We start from the raw sequence: 22421 nt of genomic DNA, 5'->3' as shown, positions 1-22421 counted from the left end.
CCGTCGCGACCGTCCGTCCGCGTGGACACGAACCGGTGAAGAACGCGAGCCGAGAGTGCAGTGTAGATCGTCGAGCTCGATCGTGTCACTCGAGAACCGACAGCCGGTCAGGCGTCAGTGTCGATCTCGAGGCGGAGTTCGTCGCCGTCCTGAACCACGTGGTCGGCCGGATCGACGACTTCGTCGTCGACCAGGAACGTCAGTTCCGTATCCGCGTCGCTGCCGTCGTAAACGGTTCCGTCGATGGTGACGACGTCGGCACCGTTCTCGCGTGTGCACTCGAAATGAGGGAGGAGATCGATCCCTTCGGCGAACGTTACCGGCCCCTCGCCCTCCGTGTACCAGTACTCGTCTCGCTCGTGGAGGTGGAAGTCGATCGAGTGATTTTCGGCGTGTTCGGCCTGATATCGGTCAGCCTCGAGATTGACGGGGTTGCCATCGACCACGACCGAGATCTCGCCGCGCTCGTATTCGACCTCACCGTCGACAAATACACAGCCGGCGAGCGACACGAGACCCGCCGTCGCACCGAGGACAGCCCGTCGGTTCATGTAGAATCGGAGCGCGCGCACGTATATCGGTTCATCGGTAACTCTCGGGGAGACCGAGACCGGCAGCGCACTCATTGCTGGTCGACACGGGGTCGCGGTCGAAACTGGATCTCCGCCGAAACGGAGAGCCGCGTATGCGTTTCGAATGGAACGAACTCCGAACCGTGTCTTCGTTTCGAGTGGAACGAACCTAAACCTGTAGAAACGGGCGCTAGACTCGCAGGATTCCGGACGGGGTTAGTTCTCGAACCGCGCCTGGACGAACGGCTGGACGTCGTCGATATCGGAAAGGCGGGAATCAGAGAGGAGGACGGCCTCCGTTTCGTCGATCGGTACCGAGAGGCTGATCTCCTTGGTCCGGCCGTACCGGCCCTTCGAGACGACGACGGCGTTGACGATGCCGAGCATGTCGAGTTCGCTGATGAGGTCCGTCACGCGGCGCTGAGTCAGGACGTCGGCGTCGATCTCCTCGCAGAGCCGTTTGTAGATGTTGAACACCTCGCCCGTGTTGATGCTGTGAACGCCGTTTTTCTCGAGCAGGATGATCGCGAAGAGGACGAGTTTCGACTGGGTGGGAAGCGTGCGGACGACCTCGACGACGCGGTCGAGTTCGATCTTGTCCTGGGCCTGCCGGACGTGTTCCTCGACGATGGTCTCGGTCTGGGAGCGTTCGGCCAACTCGCCCGCAGTCCGAAGGAGATCTAACGCGCGACGCGCGTCCCCGTGTTCCTGCGCCGCGAAGGCCGCACAGAGCGGGATCACGTCGTCCGACAGCGCGCCGGGCTTGAACGCGACGTTCGAACGGTGCTCGAGAATATCGCGCAACTGATTCGCGTCGTACGGCGGGAAGACGATCTCCTCCTCGCCCAGCGATGACTTGACGCGCGGGTCGAGGAAGTCGGTGAACTTCAGGTCGTTCGAGATCCCGATGATGGAGACGCGCGAGTTCTCGAGTTCGGAGTTCATCCGCGAGAGGTTGTAGAGCGTATCGTCGCCGCTCTTCTCGACGAGTTTGTCGATCTCGTCCAGCATGATGACGACGACCCGTTCGTCATAATCGACGGCGTCGAAGAAGACGCTGTAGACCCGGTCGGTTGGCCACCCTGTCATAGGGACCTCCTCGAAGGATTCCTTGTCCGCCTCGAGGTCCTCGATCTTCGTCTCGACTTCGCCTCTGGAGTCGAAGGGGGTCGACTCGAGGGGGTGGACCGGCGACGACTCGTCGACCGTCTCCGGCTCGTTGCCCGTCGCCAATTCGTCGGTCGACGCCACCTCGTCGGTGGTCGCGGTCGCCCGTTCGGGACCGTCAGTGTCACCAAAGCCGTCGGACTCGACAGCGTCTTCGGGGGCAGCGCCCGCGGGATCGAACTCGGGATCCGACTCGGCGTCGGTCGCGTACTCGTCGAGGGCCTCGAGCAATTCCTCGAGTTCGGCGACCCGGTCGTCGATCCGGGCCTCGTTCTTCTCGATGAACTTGTTCGCGAGCTGTGCGAGCACGCGGTACTGCGTGTCCGTGACCTCGCAGTTGATGTACTCGACGTCACACGGGACGCTATACTTCTGGGAGGTGCTCTCGAGTTCCTTGCTGACGAACTTCGCGCTGGCCGTTTTCCCGGTTCCGGTCTTGCCGTAGATGAGGATGTTCGACGGCGTCTCGCCGCGGAGTGCGGCGACGAGAATCGTCGCCATCTTGTTTATCTGGTCGCTTCGATGGGGGAGTTCGTGTGGCGTGTAGGACGGCCGAAGCACTTCCTTGTTCTCGAAAATCGGTTCGCCGCTGAGCAGATCGTCGAACAGTCCCTGACTCGACGCTTCGTCGTCGAGATCGGATCGCTCGAGGTTCGAGAACCCGGGGCTCTCGTCGCTATCGACCTCCTCTCCGCCTCTCGGTTCTGAATTGTCGTCTGACATCCGTCGTGTACATACCCCTTTACTTCGAGTGGAATACCGGACCCCAAATCAGGAATATTGCACGGTAGATAGCCCGACTAGGGCAGCCTCCTATTCCAAGCACCCAACTTGGGTCCAGTTGATGCAAACGAAACAGAGGAAAACCATGCTATTAAATTCTTCCCTTCCATCCACGGTCGTTTGCGAATCACCGGATGAACAAGCTCGTTAGGCACTGAGAAGAACGATTTCATGTGACGAGCGCCTTATGGAGCCGCAAGCGGGTGACAAAACGTGCGTTTCAGGTCGACGAACCAGTAGTCAGAATTCAGACAATCTTCGAGCAGTCATCAGTGGACGAGAACCGAGCAGAGAAGTATGGGCATTGTCATATTGTGAGTAGTCCTCCGGTGTTCGGTCGGTATCGACCGAGACCCTGACGAAAAGCCGGAACAGCGGTCGTGCGGTGATTCCAGTGGAGAAGCCGAATCGGCATCAGGGTGGCGACGTCGGTACGGACCGTCAGAAGGGGGCGAGTTCTCGAATCTGATCCGCTGGAGCCGTTGGCAACTCGAGACGTCGACGAGACTCGAGGCAAATCGGAAGCGGTAGCGATGACGTGACCGTTGTGACCGACCAGTCGGGCCCTCGAGAACGATGAGCCGGTGATTGTCGTACGAAAGGATTCCGAAGCATGCGAGCAGGATGGTACAGCGAGTACGATGTGGCTCGAGTGCACCGTATGTCTAAGATGGAGAGAGGAGGGGAAGGTCAGTCTACGAGTGATCGAACGACGTGAAAGAATAGTGTGACAGAGAGTAGCAGGGACTCTATGTTACCAATGAACTGAGGCGGGGCTAGCCCCCCACCCCTTTGTTTCGGGTGGAACGAGACAACAGAGGGGGTGGGGGGAGGGGGTATCTCTAGGACGGGAATCTTTAAGTCAGTAGGTGAGAAACACGGTCCGTAGCACTAGCAAAACACATTTTTTACTAGAGAAAGTGGATATAGTTACTAGTCCCTACTAGAATAGTCTCTCTCACCGTCTCGAGTTACTAGATCGCTCCCTTTTGCCGAATTCCCTCCGTTGAATCCTTCTCGCACCGGTCTCGAGGCGATCTCGTTTTCTTTCGACGGGATCGCGATCGATTTTGCCTACTCTCCCACCACCTCCCTCGACCGTTTCCAGTTGAAACGAAGGGGTGGGGGTGTTTCGACCCTCTTGTCTATTGCTACCTTTTGCCACACATTTCTACCGAATCCATCGAATCCCCCCTACTGGTTCATGTAATCTCAAAATCACTCTGATGTCGCACTTTCTTCGATCCCGTGAAACTCACACACAATTGGCTCGCCGTCGTCGCACCGCTGTCGTGGCCGGACCAACACTCATTATCGAACGGACACACCGCTTAGCAGTAGTCGTCCCGAGTCGGTGGTGCTCGTTCTAAATCGATGAATCAGTACTCGTATCTCTTGTGTTGACGTTCGCGCGTACCCGCGTATGTCCGTCTGTGTTGTGTCGCTGCGTCGTGAGTCATAGTGTGTCCGTGCGTCGTGCGTCGCGGTATGTCCGTGTCTCGTGCGTAGTATCGCCCAGCTTGACGACTCCGACGAGCAATTATGACACTCGACAACTCCGACGAGCAACTAAGCGAATGGGTCCGATGCGGAACGCCGTACGGTGTCCGATCCAATCCTCCACCGAGCGGGACGGACCCTTTGTCGCGTTGAATTGTCTACACGTCTGACGTAGGCTTAAGTGAATTCAGTTTGTAGTACGCGCAACTGCACCCCGCGGTGCTGGAGGGCCCCACTGATGGGACTGTTCACAGAACTCAAAGATAGTATCTCTCGGGTTACGGACCGCCTGTTTTCGGAACAGGAACCCAAACGAATCGGCATCTACGGTCCGCCGAACGCAGGAAAGACAACACTTGCCAATCGTATCGCTCGTGACTGGACCGGTGACGCCATCGGCGCGGAGAGTCATATTCCACACGAAACACGGCGCGCGCGCCGGAAGGAAGGCGTCGAAATCGAGCGCAACGGTAAGTCGGTGACCATCGACATCGTCGACACGCCCGGTGTCACGACGAAAGTCGACTACGAGGAGTTCACCGACGAGATGGAAGAGGACGACGCGATCCGTCGCTCCCGCGAGGCGACCGAAGGCGTCGCGGAAGCGATGCACTGGCTGCGCGAGGACGTCGACGGCGTCATCTACGTGCTCGACAGCGCAGAGGATCCGATCACGCAGGTCAATACGATGCTGATCGGCATCATCGAATCTCGAGATCTCCCGGTTCTTATCTTCGCGAACAAGATCGACCTCGACGACTCGAGCGTCAAGCGGATCGAGGACGCATTCCCACAGCACAAGACGGTCCCGCTGTCGGCCAAGGAGGGCGAGAACATGGACGAAGTGTACGAAAACATCGCGGAGTACTTCGGGTGAACGAAGATGCCAAAAGCAACTAACGCGGACGACCCGGACGCTCCCAACGGTGTCCAGATCGACCTGATCAGCGGCGAGCGCATGGAGAACATGGCGACGATGGAGAAGATCCGGATGATCTTAGACGGCGTCCACGACGGCAACATCGTCATCTTGGAGGAAGGGCTGACGCCCGACGAGGAGAGCAAACTCATCGAGGTGACGATGTCCGAGATCAGCCCCGACGAGTTCAACGGAATCGAGATCGAGACCTATCCGAAATCCACGACGCGTGACTCCTCGCTGCTCGGTCGGATCATGGGCGGCGACGAATCAACGGCCAAACTGACGGTTATCGGCCCAGCAAACCAGATCGAGACGCTTCACAAGGACGAAACGCTCATCAGTGCGCTCGTCTCTCGAGACTGATGTCACACGAATAATGCCACACGAATGTACGAACTGCGGCCGCACGTTTCCCGACGGCTCCAAGGAGATGCTGTCGGGCTGTCCCGACTGCGGCGGGAACAAGTTCCAGTTCGCCCCGTCCGGGCGAGCGACGAGCGGATCGTCCGGCTCGACTGCGGAGACCGCAGCCGATTCGGGCGCGGGAACTGCAGAGTCGCCCGACACAGCAGCGAACCCCGACACCTCTGGAACCGTCGGACGCGCCGCAGAAACCGTTCGTGGGTGGATGTCGTCGGAATCGGGCGACTCGAATACTGAACCGGAGTCGCAACCGACAGCGTCGAATCGCCCCGGATCGTCGACGGTCGACGATCGCTCCACACCGACGGCCGGAACTCGGTCCGGGTCGACGGACGTAACCCGATCCCACCAGGCGGACGCTCAACAGACGGATGGATCGTGGCCCGACAGCGACGGATCGGCCGACCCTGACGAGCGTTCCGAACCGGGCGAGTTCGCCGAGTGGCCGGAGACCGCTCGTCGGCCCGAAGACCGTTCGACGCCCCCGGACGACGCTTCCAGTGGAATTCAGGGGGACAACGCTGCGGCCGGCGCTGCGTCTTCCTCCGCTGATTCGATCGACGACGGCGGATCGCTCGAGGACGACGAAACGCTGACGAACGGGCCGACGCTCGCGGAGAGCGAGAACACGGCACAGGCCGACGCGCGAAGCGAGGTCGTGTCGACGGACGACCTCCCCGGCGACGTCGACCGCGCCGCTGGACCCGAAACGAGGGCCGCTGGACCGTCCGGGTCACCCGACCCCACGGATGGTACCGGGGAGCAGCCGCCGGAGCACGGCCGCGTCGTCAGCGAACCGTCGGGCGCTCAGCCGTCGATCGAGGAACTCCGCGCGGAACTCAACGAGCAGTTCGAAAGCATCAAAATCGTGAGTCCGGGACAGTACGAACTCAACCTAATGGAACTCTACAACCGCGAAGAGTATATCATCTCGCTGCAAGAAGACGGGCGGTACGTCATCGATGTGCCGGACTCCTGGCGCTCGGACGACGACTCGTAACGCTCGGACGACTTAGCGCTCGATCAACGCTTTTCCTGGTCCCAACTCTGTACGGTCTGCAGGGGTCCCCGATCGTTTCGATTCTGCCCCATCGCTTAACCCCCATTACTTCAACTGCAAAATCCGTCTTTCAAGACACTCATGGACAATAATGCGGAAATCGTGTTCCAGGAGAACTACTGGTCTTCTGTCGTTGTTCCGGTACGAATGCGTCTCCATCGTGGCTCCGTGGTCGTGACGGACGACGATTCGTGTTCCACTCGAGTGGCGGCACTCGCCGGCGAATCGCTCACCGTATTAGGCGAGAAAGATGGATTTAAGCGAGGCGGCTGACTGTATTCGCGTATGAGCACTCCCACCAAGGTCGTCCTCACCACGATCGCCGTCGCAGCACTGCTGTCGCTGCTGGTCATCTTCCAGACCGTCCTCGCCTGATGTTCGAGGCTCGCGATCTCTCGAGTCCGGTCGAGGCAGTTCGCGATGAGTATGCACCCGGCGTCCAGGTACTCGATTGTGAACGCGATTTCGAGACGCTGGACCCTGCGCGGGCGGAGGACCTCGGACTCCTCGTCGACGCGCTCGAGCCCGCGAGCTACCCGGCCGACTGGCTCCCTGCGGACGCCCCGAGGCTGCTCGCGCGCTACGCGGGGCCTGATCTGACTATCGGAATGCCCGGCGACGGCAGCGTCGTCTGGACGCGCCAGACCGAGCCGCCGATCGTTCTCGTGAAGGCTCGCGTCGAGGGCTCTCCGGAGCCGTTCGTTGACTTTCTGATCGCCGAAGCGTTCGTTGATCTGGACTGTGTGGCCCCCGAACACTTCCTCGGCTTCTTCGAGGACGACTACCTCGCGCTCGACGCGGCGACCGATCTCGATCCGAACGACACCTACCAGGTGGCGGCTGCGCTGTACGATGGCTGGGTCGGACTCCAGACCCGCGAGGAGTTCGCCGCGTGGCAGGACGATCATCCCGAACTCTTCGACGCGTGGCAGGACGCCGGCGACCGACTCGAGGACCGCGTCTCCGGCCTCTCGCGCGCCGTCGCCCGCGGCGAGACGGATTTCGCCGATGCGACGGAACTGGCCTGTGCGGCGATCAAGCACGGCCTCGAGTTACCGGCCCCCTTTGCAGCGCTCGACACCGGCGCGTACCGGGATCACGGATCGGGGTACGCGGTCAAGTGGGCCGAGAAGACGTTCGACTCGCTCGCTGAATAACGCACTCTTCGTTTCGAACTGACGGTCTCGGGCAGCACCGAAGTTTTGATGGAAGAAACTACACGGTTCTGATGGAGTGAACTACACGTTTCTGACGGGAACCGATGTGTAACTGCTCGAATGGCGGCGATTATTTCCACGTCCTCCCCAGCCGATTTCTGCTCGCGGGCCGAAGGCCCGCTCGCATGGTTTGCGGAACCAAAGGTTCCGCGCTAACGCTTACTTCCTACGGTCGTTCGCTCATCCAAAGGAAGACGCTTCGCGTCTTCCAGGCTGCTCAAAACCGCGTCGCGTTTTCGGCATCACGAAACGGCTCCGCCGTTTCGAACGATTTCGTTCGTTCCACTCACGAAGACCTCGCACATTTTTGCTGACGCCCCCTCGCAATGCTCGGGTGCGTCGCCAGCGCGCGCCACTGTGGAAGAACGAGTTTCGCACTCGAGACGCCACGATCCACAACCGACTCGCAGCGAAAATCGGGGCCGGGAGTTAGAACTCGCTCTCGATGCTACCGTCCTCGTCCAGATCGATGGTGCCGTCGAACAGGTCGCGGAACTCGTCGACGAGGGAGACGTCGTGGGGTTCCTCAGAGACGTGGAAGAGACCGATGGCGTCGTGTTTCTCGAGCAGTTCCAGGATTCGTTCGACCGCCTCGAGTGCGGCGTCGTCGCCGGCGTAGTAGGCGAGTTCGGTCACGGAGTCGAAACTGAGGCGGAGCTTGCCGTCGTGGGCCTCGAGGAAGCCGTCGATGTGCTCGACGATGCCGTCGACGTCGTCGGGGGCGGCGACGTAGTGGACGTTGTCGGACGAGCGGCGGGAGTAGCCGCGTTCGATGCTCAGCGTGTCGAGGATTTCGGCGCGCTCCTCGGCGACGTCGTAGTACTCGAGTTTCTGTCTGACTTCTCGGGCAGTGGTTCGGGTGGAGATGACGAGGAAATTGTCGGTATCGGTTTTGAGAAAGTCCGTGTCGATGCGGTCCGTTTCGCCCGTACTCGGGTGGAGGAGCAGTACGCCCGTCCCACCCGGTACCGTTTCTGGCGTCCCGTCGATTGCAAGCGAATAGTCCATATTGACGTGAACAACTTGGGGCACCGACTTAATTGTGCGGATGTCAGTGGGGCGCCGCGAGAACGGCGAAACGTGCGACTGCTAGCCGATCTTTCCGCCTTCCTGTCGCAGCAGGATCAGCATCGAGCAGCCGGAAATGAGAATGAGTAGCAGCGCGGGAACGGCAGCGTATCGGTAGGCCAGCGCGTCCTGTGCGTCCCAGATGATCGAGACGAGCGTGTCCATTCCGATCGGCTGAAGCATCAGCGTTACCGGCAGTTCCTTCATCGTCGTCAGGAACACGAGGACGCCGCCAGCGACTAGACCCGGCATGATCGCCGGCAGCGTAACGCGGCGAAACGTCTCGATCCGGCCCGCGTTGAGTGTGCGAGCAGCCTCGATAGTTTTGTCGTCGACTTGGATCACGGACGAACGGACCGTCCCGACAGCCTGCGGAAGGAACCGGACGACGTACGCGAATACGAGCAGCCAGACGCCCCGTCGGTACAGCGAAGGCAGGGTTCGGGTGCCGAGGAAGACCAGCGCAAGCCCGATGACGATGCCGGGAACGGCGAACCCAATATAGGTTGCTCGTTCGAGGACCCGCGAGACGACGGAGTTCGCCCGCCCGGAGTAGTACGCGACCGGAAGGGCGAACGTGCACGCGACCAGTGCGGCCAGCAGCGCGAGGTACATCGAGTTGAACGCGAACTCCCATTGGAACTCGAGGGATGGAATCGGATCGCCTTCGCTTCGGAACAACCAATTCGTGAAAATCGCAACCGGTACGGCGAGTGTGACGACCCCAATCGTCGAAACGAATCCCATTGCCGGCCACTTCCAGATTCCGAGCCGGATCGTGCTCCCCGGTCGTGCACCGACGCCACCGCTTGCATCCTCGTCGCGGCCGATACCTGCCTCGATAACGAGGACGATGGCGACGATTGCGATCAGCTGCAGCGCAAGCAACGCGGCGTACTCGACCGCGAAATTACTGAACTCCCAGTAGATCCGACTCGTGAAGACGCTCGCCTGCATAAACGCCGGCGTTCCGAAGTCAGAAATCGCGTAGAGTCCGGCAAGCAATGCGCCGGCTGCGATCCCCGGCCTGATCTGTGGAAGCGTGACGCGTCGGAACGCTTCGAACGGACCGGCGTTGAGCGTCCGTGCGGCGTCGGCGAGCGAACTGTCCATCGAGAGCAGCGCCGCTCGAGTCGTCAGGAACACGTACGGATAGGTGTACAGCGTGATAATGAAAATCGCGCCGGAGAGGCCGTCGACTCGCGGGACCGACACCCCGAATAGCGAGTCGATTTGGCCACCCGATCCGAACATGCCGGTAAATGCGATCGCGCCGATGTAGCTCGGAATCACGAGCGGGAGTGCAGCCACGATCGTCCAGAACCGCGGATACGGGAGATCCGTCCGGGTCGTTAACACGGCAAGAGGAACGCCAAGCACGATCGAAAACGCCGTCACGGACAGCATCAATCCGATACTGTTCGCCGTGATACGTGCTGTCTGCGAGGAGACGATGAGGTCGTACGTCCGAGACAGTTCGACCGTCGACGCCTGCCAGACCAGCCAGAACATCGGCGAAATGACGAGAAATGCGACGAGAGCGCTCGTGGCAGCCAAGGCAACCAGCCAGGGATCGATGCGCTCGAGTCGCTTCGTGGCTGCTTCGCCGTGCTGTATCGTGTCAACGGCGTCTTTGAGTGATTTCATCGTATGTGTGTGTGTGCCGACCGAATCGATTCTTCTATGAATCGGTCTGCTTTCGATTCTCTTGAACCCCCTGATTAGTTTCTCGAGCCGGGAACTGTCGTTCGAGTCGTGGGCCGCCCCTTCTCAAATACTGAAGGACTTCGTCAGTGAGAATGGGAGACGGAACGGGTTGGTGCTGCTAGAACGAACCGTCACGGAAGCGGGAAACAGACTCGAGCGGTCGGGACGGACTCGAGTGACCGAGATTTCGTTCGCTGGTAGGTGAGAGGATCCGGCTGCGACTCGTGGATTGTGGATCGTGATTCGAAACTCTCTTACAGCGGCATCATGCCCTCGTCTTCCAGGAGTTCGTTGGCTTCCTGTAGCTCCATATCGAAATTGCTGAGATCGTACGTCGGGGAGTTGAGTTCGTCGGGGCTGGGCAGCGGACCGAGGTAATCGACGCCGTCGATGACGGGGAACTCGCCGTTGTCCTCCATCATGAACTCCTGTCCCTCTACGGCGACGAGGTGACGAGCGAACTCGGCGACGAGTTCGGGATCCTCGACGTCGTTCATCGCGGCGATGCCCGCGACGCTGAACAGGGCACCTGCATCGCCTTCGGTGAACGCCACACGAATCGGCGAGTTGGAATCTTCGTTGACGAGTCGAGCGGCGTAGTAGCTGTTGCCGAGTGCGATGATCGGATCGTCATCGCCGCCCCGTTCGACGGCTGCAGCCTGATCGCCACCGCTGGAGAACAGCTGTGGGTCTTGATCCATGAAGTCGCTGACCCACTGTCGCGTCGCGTCTTCGCCTTCGAGGTCGACCATCGCCTGAATGAACCCGCGGAACGTTCCGGAGTTCGGTCGCGTCGAGATGATGCCCTCGAACCGGTCGTCTTCCGCGTACGCGAAGATGTCCGTCGGAAGCTCGTCCCAGCTATCGAACGGCGTTTCGTCCAACCGGTCTTCGTTGTACTGAATCGAACGAACGCGACCGCTGACTCCGGTCCAGTACCCGTCGGGTTCGCGGTAGCTCTCGGGGACCGTATCGACGACGTCTTCTGGAAGCTGCTGAACGAGCCCCTCGTCGTGAACCGCACCCAGCGCACCCGGGTCCTGGGAATAGAACACGTCCGCCGGCGTCGCGTCGCCTTCTTGGACCAACTGGTTGACCTGGACGTCGTTGTCGTCGTAGTCGCGGTTGATGGTCAGTCCGTCGTACTCGTTTTCGAGCTCTTCGAATACCAGATCGATCTGGTCGCGGGTTCGGCCTGAGTAGATCGTGATTTCGCCCTCGAGGTCGCCGAGGTCGTCCCAAGAGACGCCACTCGAGTCGACCGGGCTCGCGAGGGGATCGGCGCTCGCAACTGCGCCGGTACCGTCTCCGTTTCCGCCGCCACCGTCCCCGTTATCGTCATCGTCCTCACCGAGACAGCCGGCGAGTCCCGCGAGTCCAGCCGCGGAAAGACCGGCGGTAGCGAGGAACGGTCGACGTCCGATTCGGTTCGTCCGATTGCTGTTGCGTTGTTGCATATATATTTTTAGGCTGCCCTAAAACACATATAGCTTCCGGTTATCCGTCGACTTCTGTTCGAAAAATTAGGTTAGCAGGAGCTGTTTTTCGGCCTTCGTCCGATGCCCACGGAGTTTCGGCCAACCTAAACCTCTCCGAATACACCTTTTTAGGCCAGCCTAAAGAGTCTGTCGATGATTCCTCCGTTCGTGATCCGGGACGGCGCGCGCCTCGAGTCGAACGCATTTTGGCCACCGAGCGTGACGATACGCGTATGAGCGTACGCGAGGAGTTCGACGACTGGGCCGCCAGCGGCCGTGATCGGGGGATGGAAGACCGCCACTGGCACACCGCGAAACACGCGCTCGCGCGCATGCCGGTCGAACCGGGCGACACCGTGCTCGATCTCGGCTGTGGCAGCGGCTACGCCGGGCGTGCACTGCGGGATACCAACGGTGCGGGCCGCGTTTACGGGCTCGACGGCTCGCCCGAAATGGCGCACAACGCGGCGGACTACACGGACGATCCGCAGGTTGCCTTTCTAGTCGGCGACTTCGATTCGCTTCCGTTCGCCGACGACTCGGTCGATCACGTCTGGAGTATGGAGGCGTTCTACTACGCCGCCGATCCACACCACACCCTCGAGGAAATCGCCCGCATCCTCCGTCCTGGTGGCACGTTCTACTGTGCGGTCAACTATTACGAGGAAAACGTCCACTCACACGAGTGGCAGGAGCGAATCTCGATCGAAATGACCCGCTGGGACCGACGGGAGTACCGCGAAGCTTTCCGTGAGGCGGGTCTCTACGTCGCCGAACAGGACAACGTCCCCGACCGCGAGACGACGATTCCGGACGCCGACGAGTTCCCGACCGACGACTGGGAACGCCGCGAGGCGATGGTCGAACGCTACCGCGAGTTCGGGACCCTGCTGACGGTCGGCGTCGCACCCTGATTCTCACGGCGGCCCGGTTTCATCGACGGGCTGACTTTGCGGACGACCTTCGATTGCATCGAAGGGCTGGCTTTGCGGACGGCCCCTGGTTTCCACTCGATACGCGCCGATCTCACAACCCCCTCGCTTCGACTCGAGTCGTACCTTCGTCGGGCGGTTTTTCGGCTGTAACTCGACTCGAAGCCACCCACCCCTCACCCCGTCACTGACCCGAACTCGTTTCCCTACTCGAACCGTTCGCCCGCTGGAATCGTGATCTCGAGCCAGTTTTCCTCCGGCGGGAGCGGACAGTCGAACGTCTCGCTGTAGGCACAGAACGGCGTGTACGCGAGGTTGAAGTCGACGACGAGTTCGTCGCCCGAATCGAGGTCCCGATCCGGCGAGAGTTCCATGTACCGACCGCCGTCGTAGCTCTGCTGGCCGGTCGTCTTATCCCGGAAGGGGACGAACAGCGGCTCTTCGTTCGGACTCTCGAGCTGGTAGGCCGCGATTTCGTAGGTACCGTCCGCGAGATCGTCGTCCTCGCGATCGAGATCAAATTCCAACGTGGCGACCCGCAGATACCGCATCTCCCGGCCCGCGGTCGTGTCCATTAGGACGACTTCGGGGTCGTCGTGGCGCTTGACGGTGGCGGTCACGCGGTAGGTCGGATCCGGGTCGAAGTACTCCAGCCCGTCGAACTCCTCGCGCTCCTCGGGCGGAATCGGGGACTGTGGGTGCTCGGCGAAGAAGTCGTCTTTCTCGGCCCGTTTCGACTCGAGTTCCTCGCGCCAGCGCTCGACGTCAATGGATTCGCTCATATCGTGCGTAGTCGACCGAACGGGGAAGGCGTTGCGTTTCCGTCCGTTCGTCGCGAGCCGTCGGATCCGATTCGGGTTTCGAACAGCGAAAAAACTGAGATGCTTAGAAGGAGCGCATCGCGCGTCGGTCGCTGTCGGCGCTCGGAACCGAACCGTTAGTCTTTGATCGTCAGCACGCCGTTTTGCGCCGAGACGTCGCTGGCCTCCGGCGGCAGTTCGAACTCGTACTGCTCGCCGTCGGCGACGATGATGGCCGTCGAGCCGAGGATATCCATCGAGATATCCGCGGCCGAGTTGCCGAAATCGACCGCGATCACGCTGCCGTCGTCGTACTCGAAGGTACGGACGACGATGTCGTCTCGGTCGACGTTCTCGAGGGAGTGGGGGACTTTCATGGGTGACCCTAGGGGCTCGGACACTTAAAGGAGCACGCTGGCAGCGTCCGGCCGTCGCGACTGTCCCGAGCTTTATCAGTAATGGCGCGGCCACAGTCCGTCAAGGATATGCACGACCGCTGCGGAGTACGGAAAGCATGACGGACTGGCGATCGATCTTCGGCCACAGACAGCCCTACGACGAGCAGGTCGACGGTATCGAGACCACCATCGACACGGCTCGAGACGGCGGCTACACCGTCGTCGAGGGCGCCTGTGGCACGGGGAAGACGATGATCGCGCTCACCGCCGGGATCAACCTCGTCCGCGATCCCGACAGCGACTACGAGCGCGTCTTCGTCCTCACGAGCGTCAAACAGCAGCTGCGCCAGTTCGAAGCTGACCTCGAGACGATCAACGAGAACCTGCCCCCCGACTGGAACCCGATTTCGGGACTCACGCTGGTCGGAAAAGCCGACGTCTGTCCGTACAACCGCGAGGGGGCGGCGGGGATCGACGACGGCAACGTCTACGACCGCTGTGAGACCTTACGGGATCGCACCCGGGATCTCACCGGCGAGGCCGGCGAGACGACCGCCCAGAACCTCGCGGCACGCGCCCGCAGCCAGCAGATCGGATTGGCCGACAGCGGGAGTCAGGGCGGGACCAGCAGTCGCTTCCTCGAGACGGCCGGCGAACCGACGCCGTACGCGCCCGCCCTCCCCGAGTACGGCGAAGGCGGTCCCGTCGGCGCCGAAACCGAGTACTGCCCGTTCTACGCGCAGTACCTCGAGGACCTCCCCGAGGAGGGCAGCGACGGCGACGCGGTCGAAGCCGTCCCCTACGACTTCACCGAGGCGGGGATGATCACGCCGGAAGACCTCGTCGCGCGGTCGGTCGCTCACGGCACCTGTCCCCACTCGGTGATGGGTGCCGTGCTGGGCCACGCCGAAGTGGTTCTCGGAAACTACTACCACGCGTTCGATCCCCGCACGACTGGCTCCTTTACCGGCGCGCTGCTCGACGACTCCACGTTCGTCGTCTGCGACGAAGCCCACATGCTGGAGCCGCGCGTGCGGGATCTGGTCAGCGACGGCATCAGCGATACGTTCCTGCGGGACGCCGAAACCGAACTCTCGCGCGTAATCCAGCCGATCACATTCGAACGGGAGGGTCGCAACGCCCAAGGCGGCTCGAAGACCGCCGACGCCGACCTCGTGCGGGCCGAACTCAACGACAGCGACGTCACCTTCGAGGAACTGAATCGTACCCTCGAGTTCGTCCGGGACCTCCGGAGCGAACTCGATCAGCGGGTGACGGCCTATCTCGACCGGAACCACAGGGGGTGGGAGTCCGATCCCCACGACCTCCACGACGAGGAGATTCCGCTTCGCGACCCCGCCGTACCGGCCGAAGACGAGTTGACCGAGTGGGCCAGAGACGCCGGCTACGGCGACGCCGACTGGGTTCGCGCCGACTCCGTCGGGGCCGTCGTCGAGCGAATCCTGAACGAGGCCGAAGACGAGGACCGAACCCGCGCGGCACCTGCCGTCGGCCGCGTCCTCGGCGAGTGGTACCGCTGTAATCACACCGATTACTTCCGGGAGATCGAACTCGAGCGCACCTGGGACGACACCGAACCCGCCGACTCGTGGCGGCGAGCCTACACCGCCAGACTCGCCCTGCACAACTGCGTGCCGAGCGACGCCATCGGCGACCGACTCGCCGCCTTCGGCGGCGGCATCCTCATGAGCGCGACCCTCGAGCCGATGGAGGCGTTCACCGAAGTGACGGGACTCGACTACCTCGAGCGCGAGGAAGATCGACCCGTCGTCGAACGACGCTACGGACTGCACTTCCCCGCCGAAAACCGCGAGAGCTTCGCGGTCGCCGCACCGAAGTTTACCTACGACAATCGCGGGCGGGCGGGCGAAACGACCCCGACCAGAACGCACTACGCCGACGCGATTTCGAAGGTGGGCCAACTTCCCGGCAACGTCCTCGTCGGCATGCCCAGCTACGCCGAGGCCGAGTGGATCGCGGGCGTCCTCGAGGAACGGCTCTCGAAACCCGTCCTGGTCGACGCGGCGAGCGACGACGAGACCACCCAGTCGCTCAAAAACGAGTTCTTCGACGGCGGGGGGAAGGTCCTCGTCACGAGCCTCCGAGGCACCCTGACCGAAGGCGTCGACTACAGCGGCGACCGCCTCTCCGCGGCCGTCGTCTGCGGCGTTCCGATCGTCAACACCTCCAGTCCGCGGACGAAGGCGGTTCGGCGGGCCTACGACGACGCGTTCGAGGACGGCTTTACGTACGCGCTGACGATCCCCGCCGTCCGCAAGGCTCGGCAGGCGATCGGCCGTGTCATTCGAAGCCCCGAAGACGTCGGCGTTCGCGTCCTGCTCGACGAGCGCTACGCCCGCGATAGCTGGGACTCCGTTCGGCCGTATCTGCCCGACGACGGCGAGTTTCAACCCGTCAGCCCGGATATGCTCGGGATGGGACTGGAGCGGTTTCGGGACCGACTCGAGTAGGCACTCGCCGATCTGATCGAGTCGGGCCCTGCGAGTCGTTCGTCGCCAGTCGCCTCGAGTTGTCGGTCCGCACTCCTTCGAGGCTGTCGTGGCGTTCGCCTAGCGAAGGGCCGTTAGTCGGATTGGCGAATCGTAACCGTTCTCTTCGCGGATGTCTCGGCGTACAGCGAGTACAGCAGAATCGCGAACCCGCCCGCGGTGAACGCACTCTGGATCGTGACGCCGAGTGCGACGTTTCCGCTAACGAGGTGGGCGATCGCGCCGCCGACCGAGCCGGCGACGATAAAGCTGAAGCCGAGCGCGACCGCACGCAGTGCGGCGGAGCCCGTTCGTCGAAACGCACGATACGCGAGCGCTGCGACGGCGCCACCGGTGAGCAACGTCGCGGTGTTTGCGCCGGCGATGAGGAGTGTGTATTCGTCCATGGTCGATCGCTGCGTTCCACGTCCGAGCCACCGATCGATCGCCGATTCGGCGGTCGAACGCCGTTCGGATATCGTCCACTCTGTCGCTGTCGTACTTGAGTAACAGTGCCAGTTCCCACTCCGAGAGAACGGCTATAACGGAACGATAGGGTCGCTACTGGTCCCCGAGACGGTCATCGAACCGTTCCGTCCAATCCTCGAGCCACTGATCGAGGTTGCCCCGGAGTTCGGTGTAGCTTGCCGTCACCGACTCCGCGGGTTGACGGGCGGCTTCGCCGAAATCCGGCGGTGAGAGGCTGACGTCCTCTACGGCCGGAAACTGAACGTTCCGTCGAGCGAGTTCCAACTGTGACTCGGGCGAGAGCACGTGTTCGAGAAACGCGTAGGCGAGGTCGGGCGCCTCGCTCGTCTCGAAAATTCCCATCCCCTCGGGCACGGCGTACCCCTCGTCGTTCGGGAACGCGACTCGGTGGCGTTCGGGCTCGTAGCCTTCCGCGGCCGCGAATATCGGGTCGGTCGAGTAAGAGACGACCATCGGCCGCTGGCGCTCGAGGTACCCATCGTAGTAGGCGTCGCTCCAGGAGTCCTGAACTTGAACGCCGTTCTCGAGGAGTTCCGCCCAGTACTCGAAGGCGGTCTCCGCGTCGGCCGACTCGATCGTCCACAGCAGAAACGCCTGCCCGGGGTTGGAGATGACGGGATGTTGGGCTAGCAGCGCGTTTTCGTACGCGAACCCGAGCAGGTCGTCGAACCCGTCGACTGGCCCGACTTCGGTTTCGTCGTAGACGAGGCTGACGTAGCCCGTATCGTAGGTCAGCGACCGATTGTGCGGATCCCCGAGTGCGAGCTCGTCCCGGACTCGTTCGTGGCCGTCGATTCGGTCGAGATTGAGTTCCCGAAGGAGGCCTCCGTCGCCGATCCGGTCGTCGATCCGTGCCAGATCGCCGACGGTGAACCCGAAGAGCACGTCGACGTCGATCTCGGCGTCGTACTCGCCGCGCCGGATGTAGTGCTGGAGACCCGTGTTCGGGACGACCCACTCGAGTTCGGCGTCGGGATACTCCTCGATGAACGTTTCCTCGAGCCACGGCCCGGCCGGGTTCGGACCCGTGACCATCGAGCCGTAGGTGGCGATCCGGAGAGTGCCGTCGTAATCGGGTTCCTCGGGTTCGGGATCGCCGTCTTCGCCGCCGTTCGGCGGGTCGTCGTCGCCGTTGCGAGTCAGACAGCCGGCGAGACCGACGGCTGTCCCCGTTCCGATGCCGATGGTCCGCACGACCGTCCGCCGTTTCATTCGGTGGGGATACGTCGTGAAGACGTAAGTCTCGTTCCCAACGTCTAACTGATCGTACACGTTCTCGGAACTTCTCACGATCCGAAAGGTTTTGCTCCCGTAGTGTGAGCCATAGCTGTGACATCGAACGCGACTGCTCCCAGAAACCGCCGGTACGTGCTCGCGGGTATCGTCGCGATGCTCGGACTCGTCACGGGCGCGATCTTACTCGAGGTTCTCGGGACGATTCTCTTCGCACTGACGGTGGCGTACGTGCTGATGCCGGTTCAGGCCTGGCTGGTCAGACGCGGACTCTCGGAGTGGTTGGCGGCCGTCGGGGCGACGCTGATCGGCTTCGTCAGCGCCGTCGCGGTTTTCGCGCCGATCGTCGTCACGCTCTACTTCCGGATCGATCAGGTAATGGACGTTATCGAGGGAATTCCACAGGAAGTTCCGATCGAGGCACTCGGAATGGCGTACACGATCGAGGTCGCCGAAGTGCAGTCGATCGCACTCAACTTCCTGAGCGGAGCCGCCGTCTCCTTTGCCGCCGCGTTACCAGTGCTCGCGATCAAGTTCGCGCTGTTCGTCATCCTGCTGTTCGCGCTCGTCCTCAAGGGTGACGCGGCCGGGCGGGCGGCCATCGCGCCCGTTCCACGGGAGTATCGCGATATCGTCCACGCGCTCGCCGACCGCGCGCGCGAGACGCTGTACGCGATCTACGTCCTGCAGCTCGCGACGTCCGTCGCGACCTTGCTCATCGGCTACCCGCTGTTCTGGCTGCTGGGCTACGAGGCGGCCTTCACGCTCGCGATCATCGCCGCGATCCTCCAGTTCGTCCCGATCATCGGGCCGAGTCTACTTATCGCGCCGATTACCCTCTATCACGTCGCGGCGGGCGAACTCACCGCGGCCGTGCTCGTCGGCGTTCTCGGCATCACCCTCGTCGCCTGGTTCCCCGACATCGGCATCCGGCCGCGCCTCGCCCACCGCTCCGCCGGGCTCCCCGGCAGCCTCTACTTCGTCGGCTTCACCGGTGGCCTCTTTACGCTCGGCCCGATCGGAATCGTCGTCGGGCCGCTGATCGTCGCGGTCTTCGTCGAAGCCGTCGACCTGCTCGCAGACGAGGTCAACGGGGACGTGACCTTCTCCGAGATCGTCGAGGCCGACCTCGAGGAGCCGCCAGGCGAGGACGCGGGGTCCAGACCCGGCACCGAGACCACGATGACGTCGCCGGAGGAGCCCGGTTCGCGACCGGCCGACGACTGAGCCGACTGCGACTCGGAACGAAACGAGTTCGATTCGGAGACCACCGTCACTTTTCTCCGTGCTCGCCGTTCGTTCGGTATGGTCAACAGCCGAACGCTCGTCAACGCGCTCATCGGTGCCGTCGTCGGCGTCGTGCTCTCGTTCGTCCCGTTCTCGACCGTTCTCGGCGGTCTCGCCGGGGGTTTTCTCGAGGGACCGGACACGCGCGAGGGAGCGCTCGTCGGCGCGCTTGCGGGGGCGATCACGTTCCTGCCGCTCGCCGGAATCGCGATCTTCGGTCTCGGCGTACTCGGGTTCGGAATGGGGATCGCTGCGGTCCCGTTCGAGGGGTTCGCGCTCGTGGCGCTCGTCGTCCTCGCCGCCGTCGCGCTCCTGTTTCTGTACACCGTCGGTCTCTCCTTGCTCGGCGGCTATCTCGGCGCCTATCTCGCCCAGGAGTATCCGACAGAGCACGCTCGAACGCGAGCGGCGATCGGGCTGTCGTCGGACCGCTCGGAGTCGGTCGGCCGAACGCACTCGTCCGGGCCGCGAACGGAGTCGCCGCAGGGACGGGACCGAGAGACGGACCGTCTCGATGCACGCGACTCGAGGCGCGATCGCGATATCGAACGCGACCGACGCTGACTCCCCACCACGCTGGCGATCCAGGTTACCGTCACTCGTATCTGAGCGCGTCAATCGGATCCGTTCGCGCCGCTCGCCACGCCGGATACAGCCCGGCGGCGATTCCGACGAGCATGCCGACGGCGATGGCGAGCACGACGTACTCGTAGGGGTAGACCAGCGGGAGATCGATGTACCACGCGCCCAGATAGCCCGCGACGAGACCGAGCAGCGTCCCGAGGATCGCTCCGATGATGCCGAGGATCACCGACTCGGCGAGGAACAGCCCCAGAATCTCACGGTTCTGTGCCCCGACGGCTTTCATGATCCCGATCTCGCGGGTCCGTTCGGTCACCGAGACGAGCATGATGTTTGCGATGCCGATCGAGCCCACCAGCAACGAAATCGCCGCGATGCCGACGATGAAGTTCTGTAGGAGGTCGAGCACGTCCTCGAGTTGCTGGAGCAACTCCGCGCTCGTCTGCAGCGTGATCTCGAGGTCGTCGCCCAGCAGTTCACTCGCGTCAGACTCGTCGCTCTCGAGGTAGGCGATCGCGCTCTCCTGGGCGCGGTCGATGTCCGCCTCGTCGGCCGACTCGGCCTCGACGACGATGGCGAGAAAGAGCGCGTCGTCGGACTCGTCGGCGTCACCCGTCTCGGTCCCGTTTTCGTCGGTATCCTCTCCGTTGTTTTCCTCGCCGTTTTCGTCGGCTCCGTTCCCACCGCCACCGTCACTACCGCCACCCGGAATGGCTCCAGCAGCGTCCTCGGTGTAGAAGGGGTCCGTCGGGACGTAGACACGCGGCGACGGCTCGAACCCCTCGAACGGGCTCAGCCCCTCCGAGCTTTCGGTGATCCCGACGACGGTGACGGTCGTCTGCTGGCCGCCCTGTAAGGCGACGGTCAGCTCGTCGTCGACCTCGAGGTCCTCCTCGAACTGGCCGGCGACGGCCGGATTGACGACGGCCTCGCGCTCGCCCTGCTCGAACTGCCGACCCTCCTCGAGCGTGTTCTCCCTGATGTAGGGCGGCCCGGCCGCGACGAGGGCGTCGCTCTGGGGTGATATTTCGCCCTCGTAGACGAGCGCCTGCGTCGATAACGGCATGTAGCCGTAGGCGGCGTCGATATCCCCGTCGTCGTCCAGCGCGTCGAGATCGTCCTGGCTGAAGACTGGTTGCGCGCCGGCGAGCGGTCCGCCCTCGGTGTCGGGGTCGGCAGCCCAGCCGTAGCTGTTGCGCTGGTCGTCGGGGCTGATATCCCCGATGACACCCGCCTGCAGGCTCGCCCCCAGCGTGACGAACGCGATCACGGCTGCGATGCCGATCACGATGCCGAGCGTCGTCAGCGCCGAGCGCAGTTTGTGGCCTCGAATCGATCGCCAGGCGAGCCGTAGACTCTCGGTCGGTCGCATCAACGGCTCGCCCCACCGGACGCGTTCGCACTCGAGGAGCCGTCGTCCGCTCCGTCTGTCCCGTCGCGTTCCGTACTATTTGCGCCCTCACGTTCCCTACCGTCCCCGTCGTCGCGTTCCGTCCCGTTCGCGCCGCTGAGGTCCTCGATCCGCTCGAGTTTCCCGTCTAACAGGTGGACGATGCGTTCGGCGCGCTCGGCGACGTGGCGCTCGTGGGTGACGACGATCATCGTCGTTCCGCCGCCGTGGAACTCCGCGAAGAGTTCGAGAATGTCGTCTTCGGTGTCCGTATCCAGGTTCCCCGTCGGCTCGTCGGCGAGGACGAGGGCGGGGTCGTTGACGAGCGCCCGGGCGAGCGCGACGCGCTGGCGCTGGCCGCCCGAGAGTTCGTTCGGCAGGTGGTCGGCCCGATCCGCGAGCCCAACGCGCTCGAGGAGCTTCCCGGCCCGCTCGCGACGTTCCCCGCGACCGACGTTCTGGAAGAGTTGCGGGAGGGCGACGTTCTCGAGGGCGGTCAGCCGGGGCATGAGGTTGAACGTCTGGAAGACGAACCCGACCGTCGTTCCGCGGAGGCTCGTCCGTTCGCGGTCGTCGAGCGCCGCCACGTCCGCCCCGTCGACGACGACGGTTCCCTCGGTCGGCGTGTCGAGGCAGCCGACGAGGTTCATCAGGGTCGACTTCCCGGAGCCACTCGGCCCCATGATCGCCGTATACGATCCCCGCGAGATATCGACGGAGACGCCGTCTAACGCGTGGACCGGCTCGCCGAGCTGGTAGGTCTTGCGGACGTTCTCGAGGGAGACTGCCGTACCGGTGTCGTCTGTGTCGGGTTCATATTCGCTTCCCGATGTCGCCATAGGACGTCAACGACAGCGCCGGCGAAAAAGGTTCAGCCGAACCAGGCAGCTCGCGCTCGCGATT

Annotated in this window: 19 protein-coding genes; 8 read left to right on the top strand and 11 right to left on the bottom strand. The window is 62.7% G+C overall.

What is annotated here, in order from left to right:
* Positions 1 to 107: 107 nt before the first annotated feature.
* Both ACSFC5_RS17310 and ACSFC5_RS17305 read right to left on the bottom strand, forming a co-directional pair.
* Complete coding sequence (locus tag ACSFC5_RS17310; RefSeq protein WP_440766492.1) at positions 108 to 551, bottom strand: hypothetical protein; 444 nt, start codon at positions 549 to 551, stop codon at positions 108 to 110.
* A 237-nt stretch (positions 552 to 788) separates the two neighbouring features.
* A complete protein-coding gene (locus tag ACSFC5_RS17305; protein ID WP_440766491.1) occupies positions 789 to 2462 on the bottom strand; it encodes a Cdc6/Cdc18 family protein in 1674 nt (557 codons plus the stop codon).
* A 1798-nt stretch (positions 2463 to 4260) separates the two neighbouring features.
* Between ACSFC5_RS17305 and ACSFC5_RS17300 the strand changes: the two genes are divergently transcribed.
* The 4 genes from ACSFC5_RS17300 (at position 4261) to ACSFC5_RS17285 (ending at position 7584) form a co-directional block, all read left to right on the top strand.
* A complete protein-coding gene (locus ACSFC5_RS17300) occupies positions 4261 to 4899 on the top strand; it encodes an Era-like GTP-binding protein (protein ID WP_006092808.1) in 639 nt (212 codons plus the stop codon).
* 6 nt (positions 4900 to 4905) lie between these two features.
* Complete coding sequence (locus ACSFC5_RS17295) at positions 4906 to 5307, top strand: DUF2073 domain-containing protein (RefSeq protein ID WP_006092809.1); 402 nt, start codon at positions 4906 to 4908, stop codon at positions 5305 to 5307.
* Positions 5308 to 5320: 13 nt separating this feature from the next.
* Entirely contained in the window at positions 5321 to 6367 is a 1047-nt protein-coding gene (locus tag ACSFC5_RS17290; RefSeq protein WP_440766490.1) for a Zn-ribbon domain-containing protein, read from the top strand.
* Positions 6368 to 6801: 434 nt separating this feature from the next.
* Positions 6802 to 7584, top strand: a complete 783-nt coding sequence (locus ACSFC5_RS17285) for a DUF7089 family protein (RefSeq protein ID WP_440766489.1) — start codon at positions 6802 to 6804, stop codon at positions 7582 to 7584.
* A gap of 489 nt (positions 7585 to 8073) precedes the next feature.
* Here the strand turns inward: ACSFC5_RS17285 and ACSFC5_RS17280 are convergent, their stop codons facing one another.
* From ACSFC5_RS17280 to ACSFC5_RS17270, 3 genes are all read right to left on the bottom strand, one after another.
* Complete coding sequence (locus tag ACSFC5_RS17280) at positions 8074 to 8652, bottom strand: DUF7090 family protein (protein ID WP_440766488.1); 579 nt, start codon at positions 8650 to 8652, stop codon at positions 8074 to 8076.
* 81 nt (positions 8653 to 8733) lie between these two features.
* Positions 8734 to 10359 carry an ABC transporter permease gene (locus ACSFC5_RS17275; protein ID WP_440766487.1) on the bottom strand — a complete coding sequence of 542 codons (1626 nt, stop codon included), beginning with the start codon at positions 10357 to 10359 and terminating at the stop codon, positions 8734 to 8736.
* Between the two features lie 314 nt (positions 10360 to 10673).
* Positions 10674 to 11876, bottom strand: coding sequence for an extracellular solute-binding protein (locus ACSFC5_RS17270; RefSeq protein ID WP_440766486.1), 1203 nt, complete (start codon positions 11874 to 11876; stop codon positions 10674 to 10676).
* A gap of 254 nt (positions 11877 to 12130) precedes the next feature.
* On the opposite strand from ACSFC5_RS17270, the gene ACSFC5_RS17265 reads away from it, so the two are divergent.
* Positions 12131 to 12811, top strand: coding sequence for a class I SAM-dependent methyltransferase (locus ACSFC5_RS17265; protein WP_440766485.1), 681 nt, complete (start codon positions 12131 to 12133; stop codon positions 12809 to 12811).
* 224 nt (positions 12812 to 13035) lie between these two features.
* Here ACSFC5_RS17265 and ACSFC5_RS17260 read toward each other — a convergent pair whose 3' ends face one another.
* Both ACSFC5_RS17260 and ACSFC5_RS17255 read right to left on the bottom strand, forming a co-directional pair.
* Positions 13036 to 13611, bottom strand: a complete 576-nt coding sequence (locus tag ACSFC5_RS17260) for a DUF1684 domain-containing protein (RefSeq protein WP_440766484.1) — start codon at positions 13609 to 13611, stop codon at positions 13036 to 13038.
* 155 nt (positions 13612 to 13766) lie between these two features.
* Positions 13767 to 14006, bottom strand: coding sequence for a DUF7127 family protein (locus ACSFC5_RS17255; RefSeq protein WP_440766483.1), 240 nt, complete (start codon positions 14004 to 14006; stop codon positions 13767 to 13769).
* 137 nt (positions 14007 to 14143) lie between these two features.
* Between ACSFC5_RS17255 and ACSFC5_RS17250 the strand changes: the two genes are divergently transcribed.
* Complete coding sequence (locus ACSFC5_RS17250; protein WP_440766482.1) at positions 14144 to 16519, top strand: ATP-dependent DNA helicase; 2376 nt, start codon at positions 14144 to 14146, stop codon at positions 16517 to 16519.
* 113 nt (positions 16520 to 16632) lie between these two features.
* On the opposite strand, the gene ACSFC5_RS17245 is transcribed toward ACSFC5_RS17250, so the two are convergent.
* Together ACSFC5_RS17245 and ACSFC5_RS17240 are read right to left on the bottom strand one after the other, a co-directional pair.
* Entirely contained in the window at positions 16633 to 16944 is a 312-nt protein-coding gene (locus ACSFC5_RS17245) for a DUF7521 family protein (protein ID WP_440766481.1), read from the bottom strand.
* Between the two features lie 154 nt (positions 16945 to 17098).
* On the bottom strand, positions 17099 to 18238 hold the full coding sequence (locus ACSFC5_RS17240) for a thiamine ABC transporter substrate-binding protein (RefSeq protein WP_440766480.1): 1140 nt from the start codon (positions 18236 to 18238) through the stop codon (positions 17099 to 17101).
* A 111-nt stretch (positions 18239 to 18349) separates the two neighbouring features.
* Between ACSFC5_RS17240 and ACSFC5_RS17235 the strand changes: the two genes are divergently transcribed.
* Positions 18350 to 19486 carry an AI-2E family transporter gene (locus ACSFC5_RS17235; RefSeq protein WP_440766983.1) on the top strand — a complete coding sequence of 379 codons (1137 nt, stop codon included), beginning with the start codon at positions 18350 to 18352 and terminating at the stop codon, positions 19484 to 19486.
* Positions 19487 to 19564: 78 nt separating this feature from the next.
* Complete coding sequence (locus ACSFC5_RS17230; RefSeq protein ID WP_440766479.1) at positions 19565 to 20110, top strand: DUF5518 domain-containing protein; 546 nt, start codon at positions 19565 to 19567, stop codon at positions 20108 to 20110.
* Between the two features lie 31 nt (positions 20111 to 20141).
* Here ACSFC5_RS17230 and ACSFC5_RS17225 read toward each other — a convergent pair whose 3' ends face one another.
* Together ACSFC5_RS17225 and ACSFC5_RS17220 are read right to left on the bottom strand one after the other, a co-directional pair.
* Positions 20142 to 21500 (bottom strand): ABC transporter permease, encoded by a 1359-nt coding sequence (locus tag ACSFC5_RS17225; RefSeq protein WP_440766478.1) that lies wholly within the window; start codon positions 21498 to 21500, stop codon positions 20142 to 20144.
* Positions 21500 to 22357: an ABC transporter ATP-binding protein gene (locus ACSFC5_RS17220; RefSeq protein WP_440766477.1), complete on the bottom strand. Its 858-nt coding sequence runs from the start codon at positions 22355 to 22357 to the stop codon at positions 21500 to 21502. Before ACSFC5_RS17220 ends, ACSFC5_RS17225 begins: the two co-directional genes overlap by 1 nt.
* Positions 22358 to 22421 lie beyond the last annotated feature (64 nt).

The organism is Natronorubrum marinum (assembly GCF_052040125.1).
GTDB lineage: Archaea > Halobacteriota > Halobacteria > Halobacteriales > Natrialbaceae > Natronorubrum.
This window is presented reverse-complemented; position numbering and strand designations above follow the sequence as displayed.

What these genes read in the sequence shown, in the direction of transcription:
- ACSFC5_RS17310 (WP_440766492.1), bottom strand. Translation starts at nt 551, where the DNA reads ATGAACCGACGGGCTGTCCTCGGTGCGACGGCGGGTCTCGTGTCGCTC.
- ACSFC5_RS17305 (WP_440766491.1), bottom strand. Translation starts at nt 2,462, where the DNA reads ATGTCAGACGACAATTCAGAACCGAGAGGCGGAGAGGAGGTCGATAGC.
- ACSFC5_RS17300 (WP_006092808.1), top strand. Translation starts at nt 4,261, where the DNA reads ATGGGACTGTTCACAGAACTCAAAGATAGTATCTCTCGGGTTACGGAC.
- ACSFC5_RS17295 (WP_006092809.1), top strand. Translation starts at nt 4,906, where the DNA reads ATGCCAAAAGCAACTAACGCGGACGACCCGGACGCTCCCAACGGTGTC.
- ACSFC5_RS17290 (WP_440766490.1), top strand. Translation starts at nt 5,321, where the DNA reads ATGCCACACGAATGTACGAACTGCGGCCGCACGTTTCCCGACGGCTCC.
- ACSFC5_RS17285 (WP_440766489.1), top strand. Translation starts at nt 6,802, where the DNA reads ATGTTCGAGGCTCGCGATCTCTCGAGTCCGGTCGAGGCAGTTCGCGAT.
- ACSFC5_RS17280 (WP_440766488.1), bottom strand. Translation starts at nt 8,652, where the DNA reads ATGGACTATTCGCTTGCAATCGACGGGACGCCAGAAACGGTACCGGGT.
- ACSFC5_RS17275 (WP_440766487.1), bottom strand. Translation starts at nt 10,359, where the DNA reads ATGAAATCACTCAAAGACGCCGTTGACACGATACAGCACGGCGAAGCA.
- ACSFC5_RS17270 (WP_440766486.1), bottom strand. Translation starts at nt 11,876, where the DNA reads ATGCAACAACGCAACAGCAATCGGACGAACCGAATCGGACGTCGACCG.
- ACSFC5_RS17265 (WP_440766485.1), top strand. Translation starts at nt 12,131, where the DNA reads ATGAGCGTACGCGAGGAGTTCGACGACTGGGCCGCCAGCGGCCGTGAT.
- ACSFC5_RS17260 (WP_440766484.1), bottom strand. Translation starts at nt 13,611, where the DNA reads ATGAGCGAATCCATTGACGTCGAGCGCTGGCGCGAGGAACTCGAGTCG.
- ACSFC5_RS17255 (WP_440766483.1), bottom strand. Translation starts at nt 14,006, where the DNA reads ATGAAAGTCCCCCACTCCCTCGAGAACGTCGACCGAGACGACATCGTC.
- ACSFC5_RS17250 (WP_440766482.1), top strand. Translation starts at nt 14,144, where the DNA reads ATGACGGACTGGCGATCGATCTTCGGCCACAGACAGCCCTACGACGAG.
- ACSFC5_RS17245 (WP_440766481.1), bottom strand. Translation starts at nt 16,944, where the DNA reads ATGGACGAATACACACTCCTCATCGCCGGCGCAAACACCGCGACGTTG.
- ACSFC5_RS17240 (WP_440766480.1), bottom strand. Translation starts at nt 18,238, where the DNA reads ATGAAACGGCGGACGGTCGTGCGGACCATCGGCATCGGAACGGGGACA.
- ACSFC5_RS17230 (WP_440766479.1), top strand. Translation starts at nt 19,565, where the DNA reads ATGGTCAACAGCCGAACGCTCGTCAACGCGCTCATCGGTGCCGTCGTC.
- ACSFC5_RS17225 (WP_440766478.1), bottom strand. Translation starts at nt 21,500, where the DNA reads ATGCGACCGACCGAGAGTCTACGGCTCGCCTGGCGATCGATTCGAGGC.
- ACSFC5_RS17220 (WP_440766477.1), bottom strand. Translation starts at nt 22,357, where the DNA reads ATGGCGACATCGGGAAGCGAATATGAACCCGACACAGACGACACCGGT.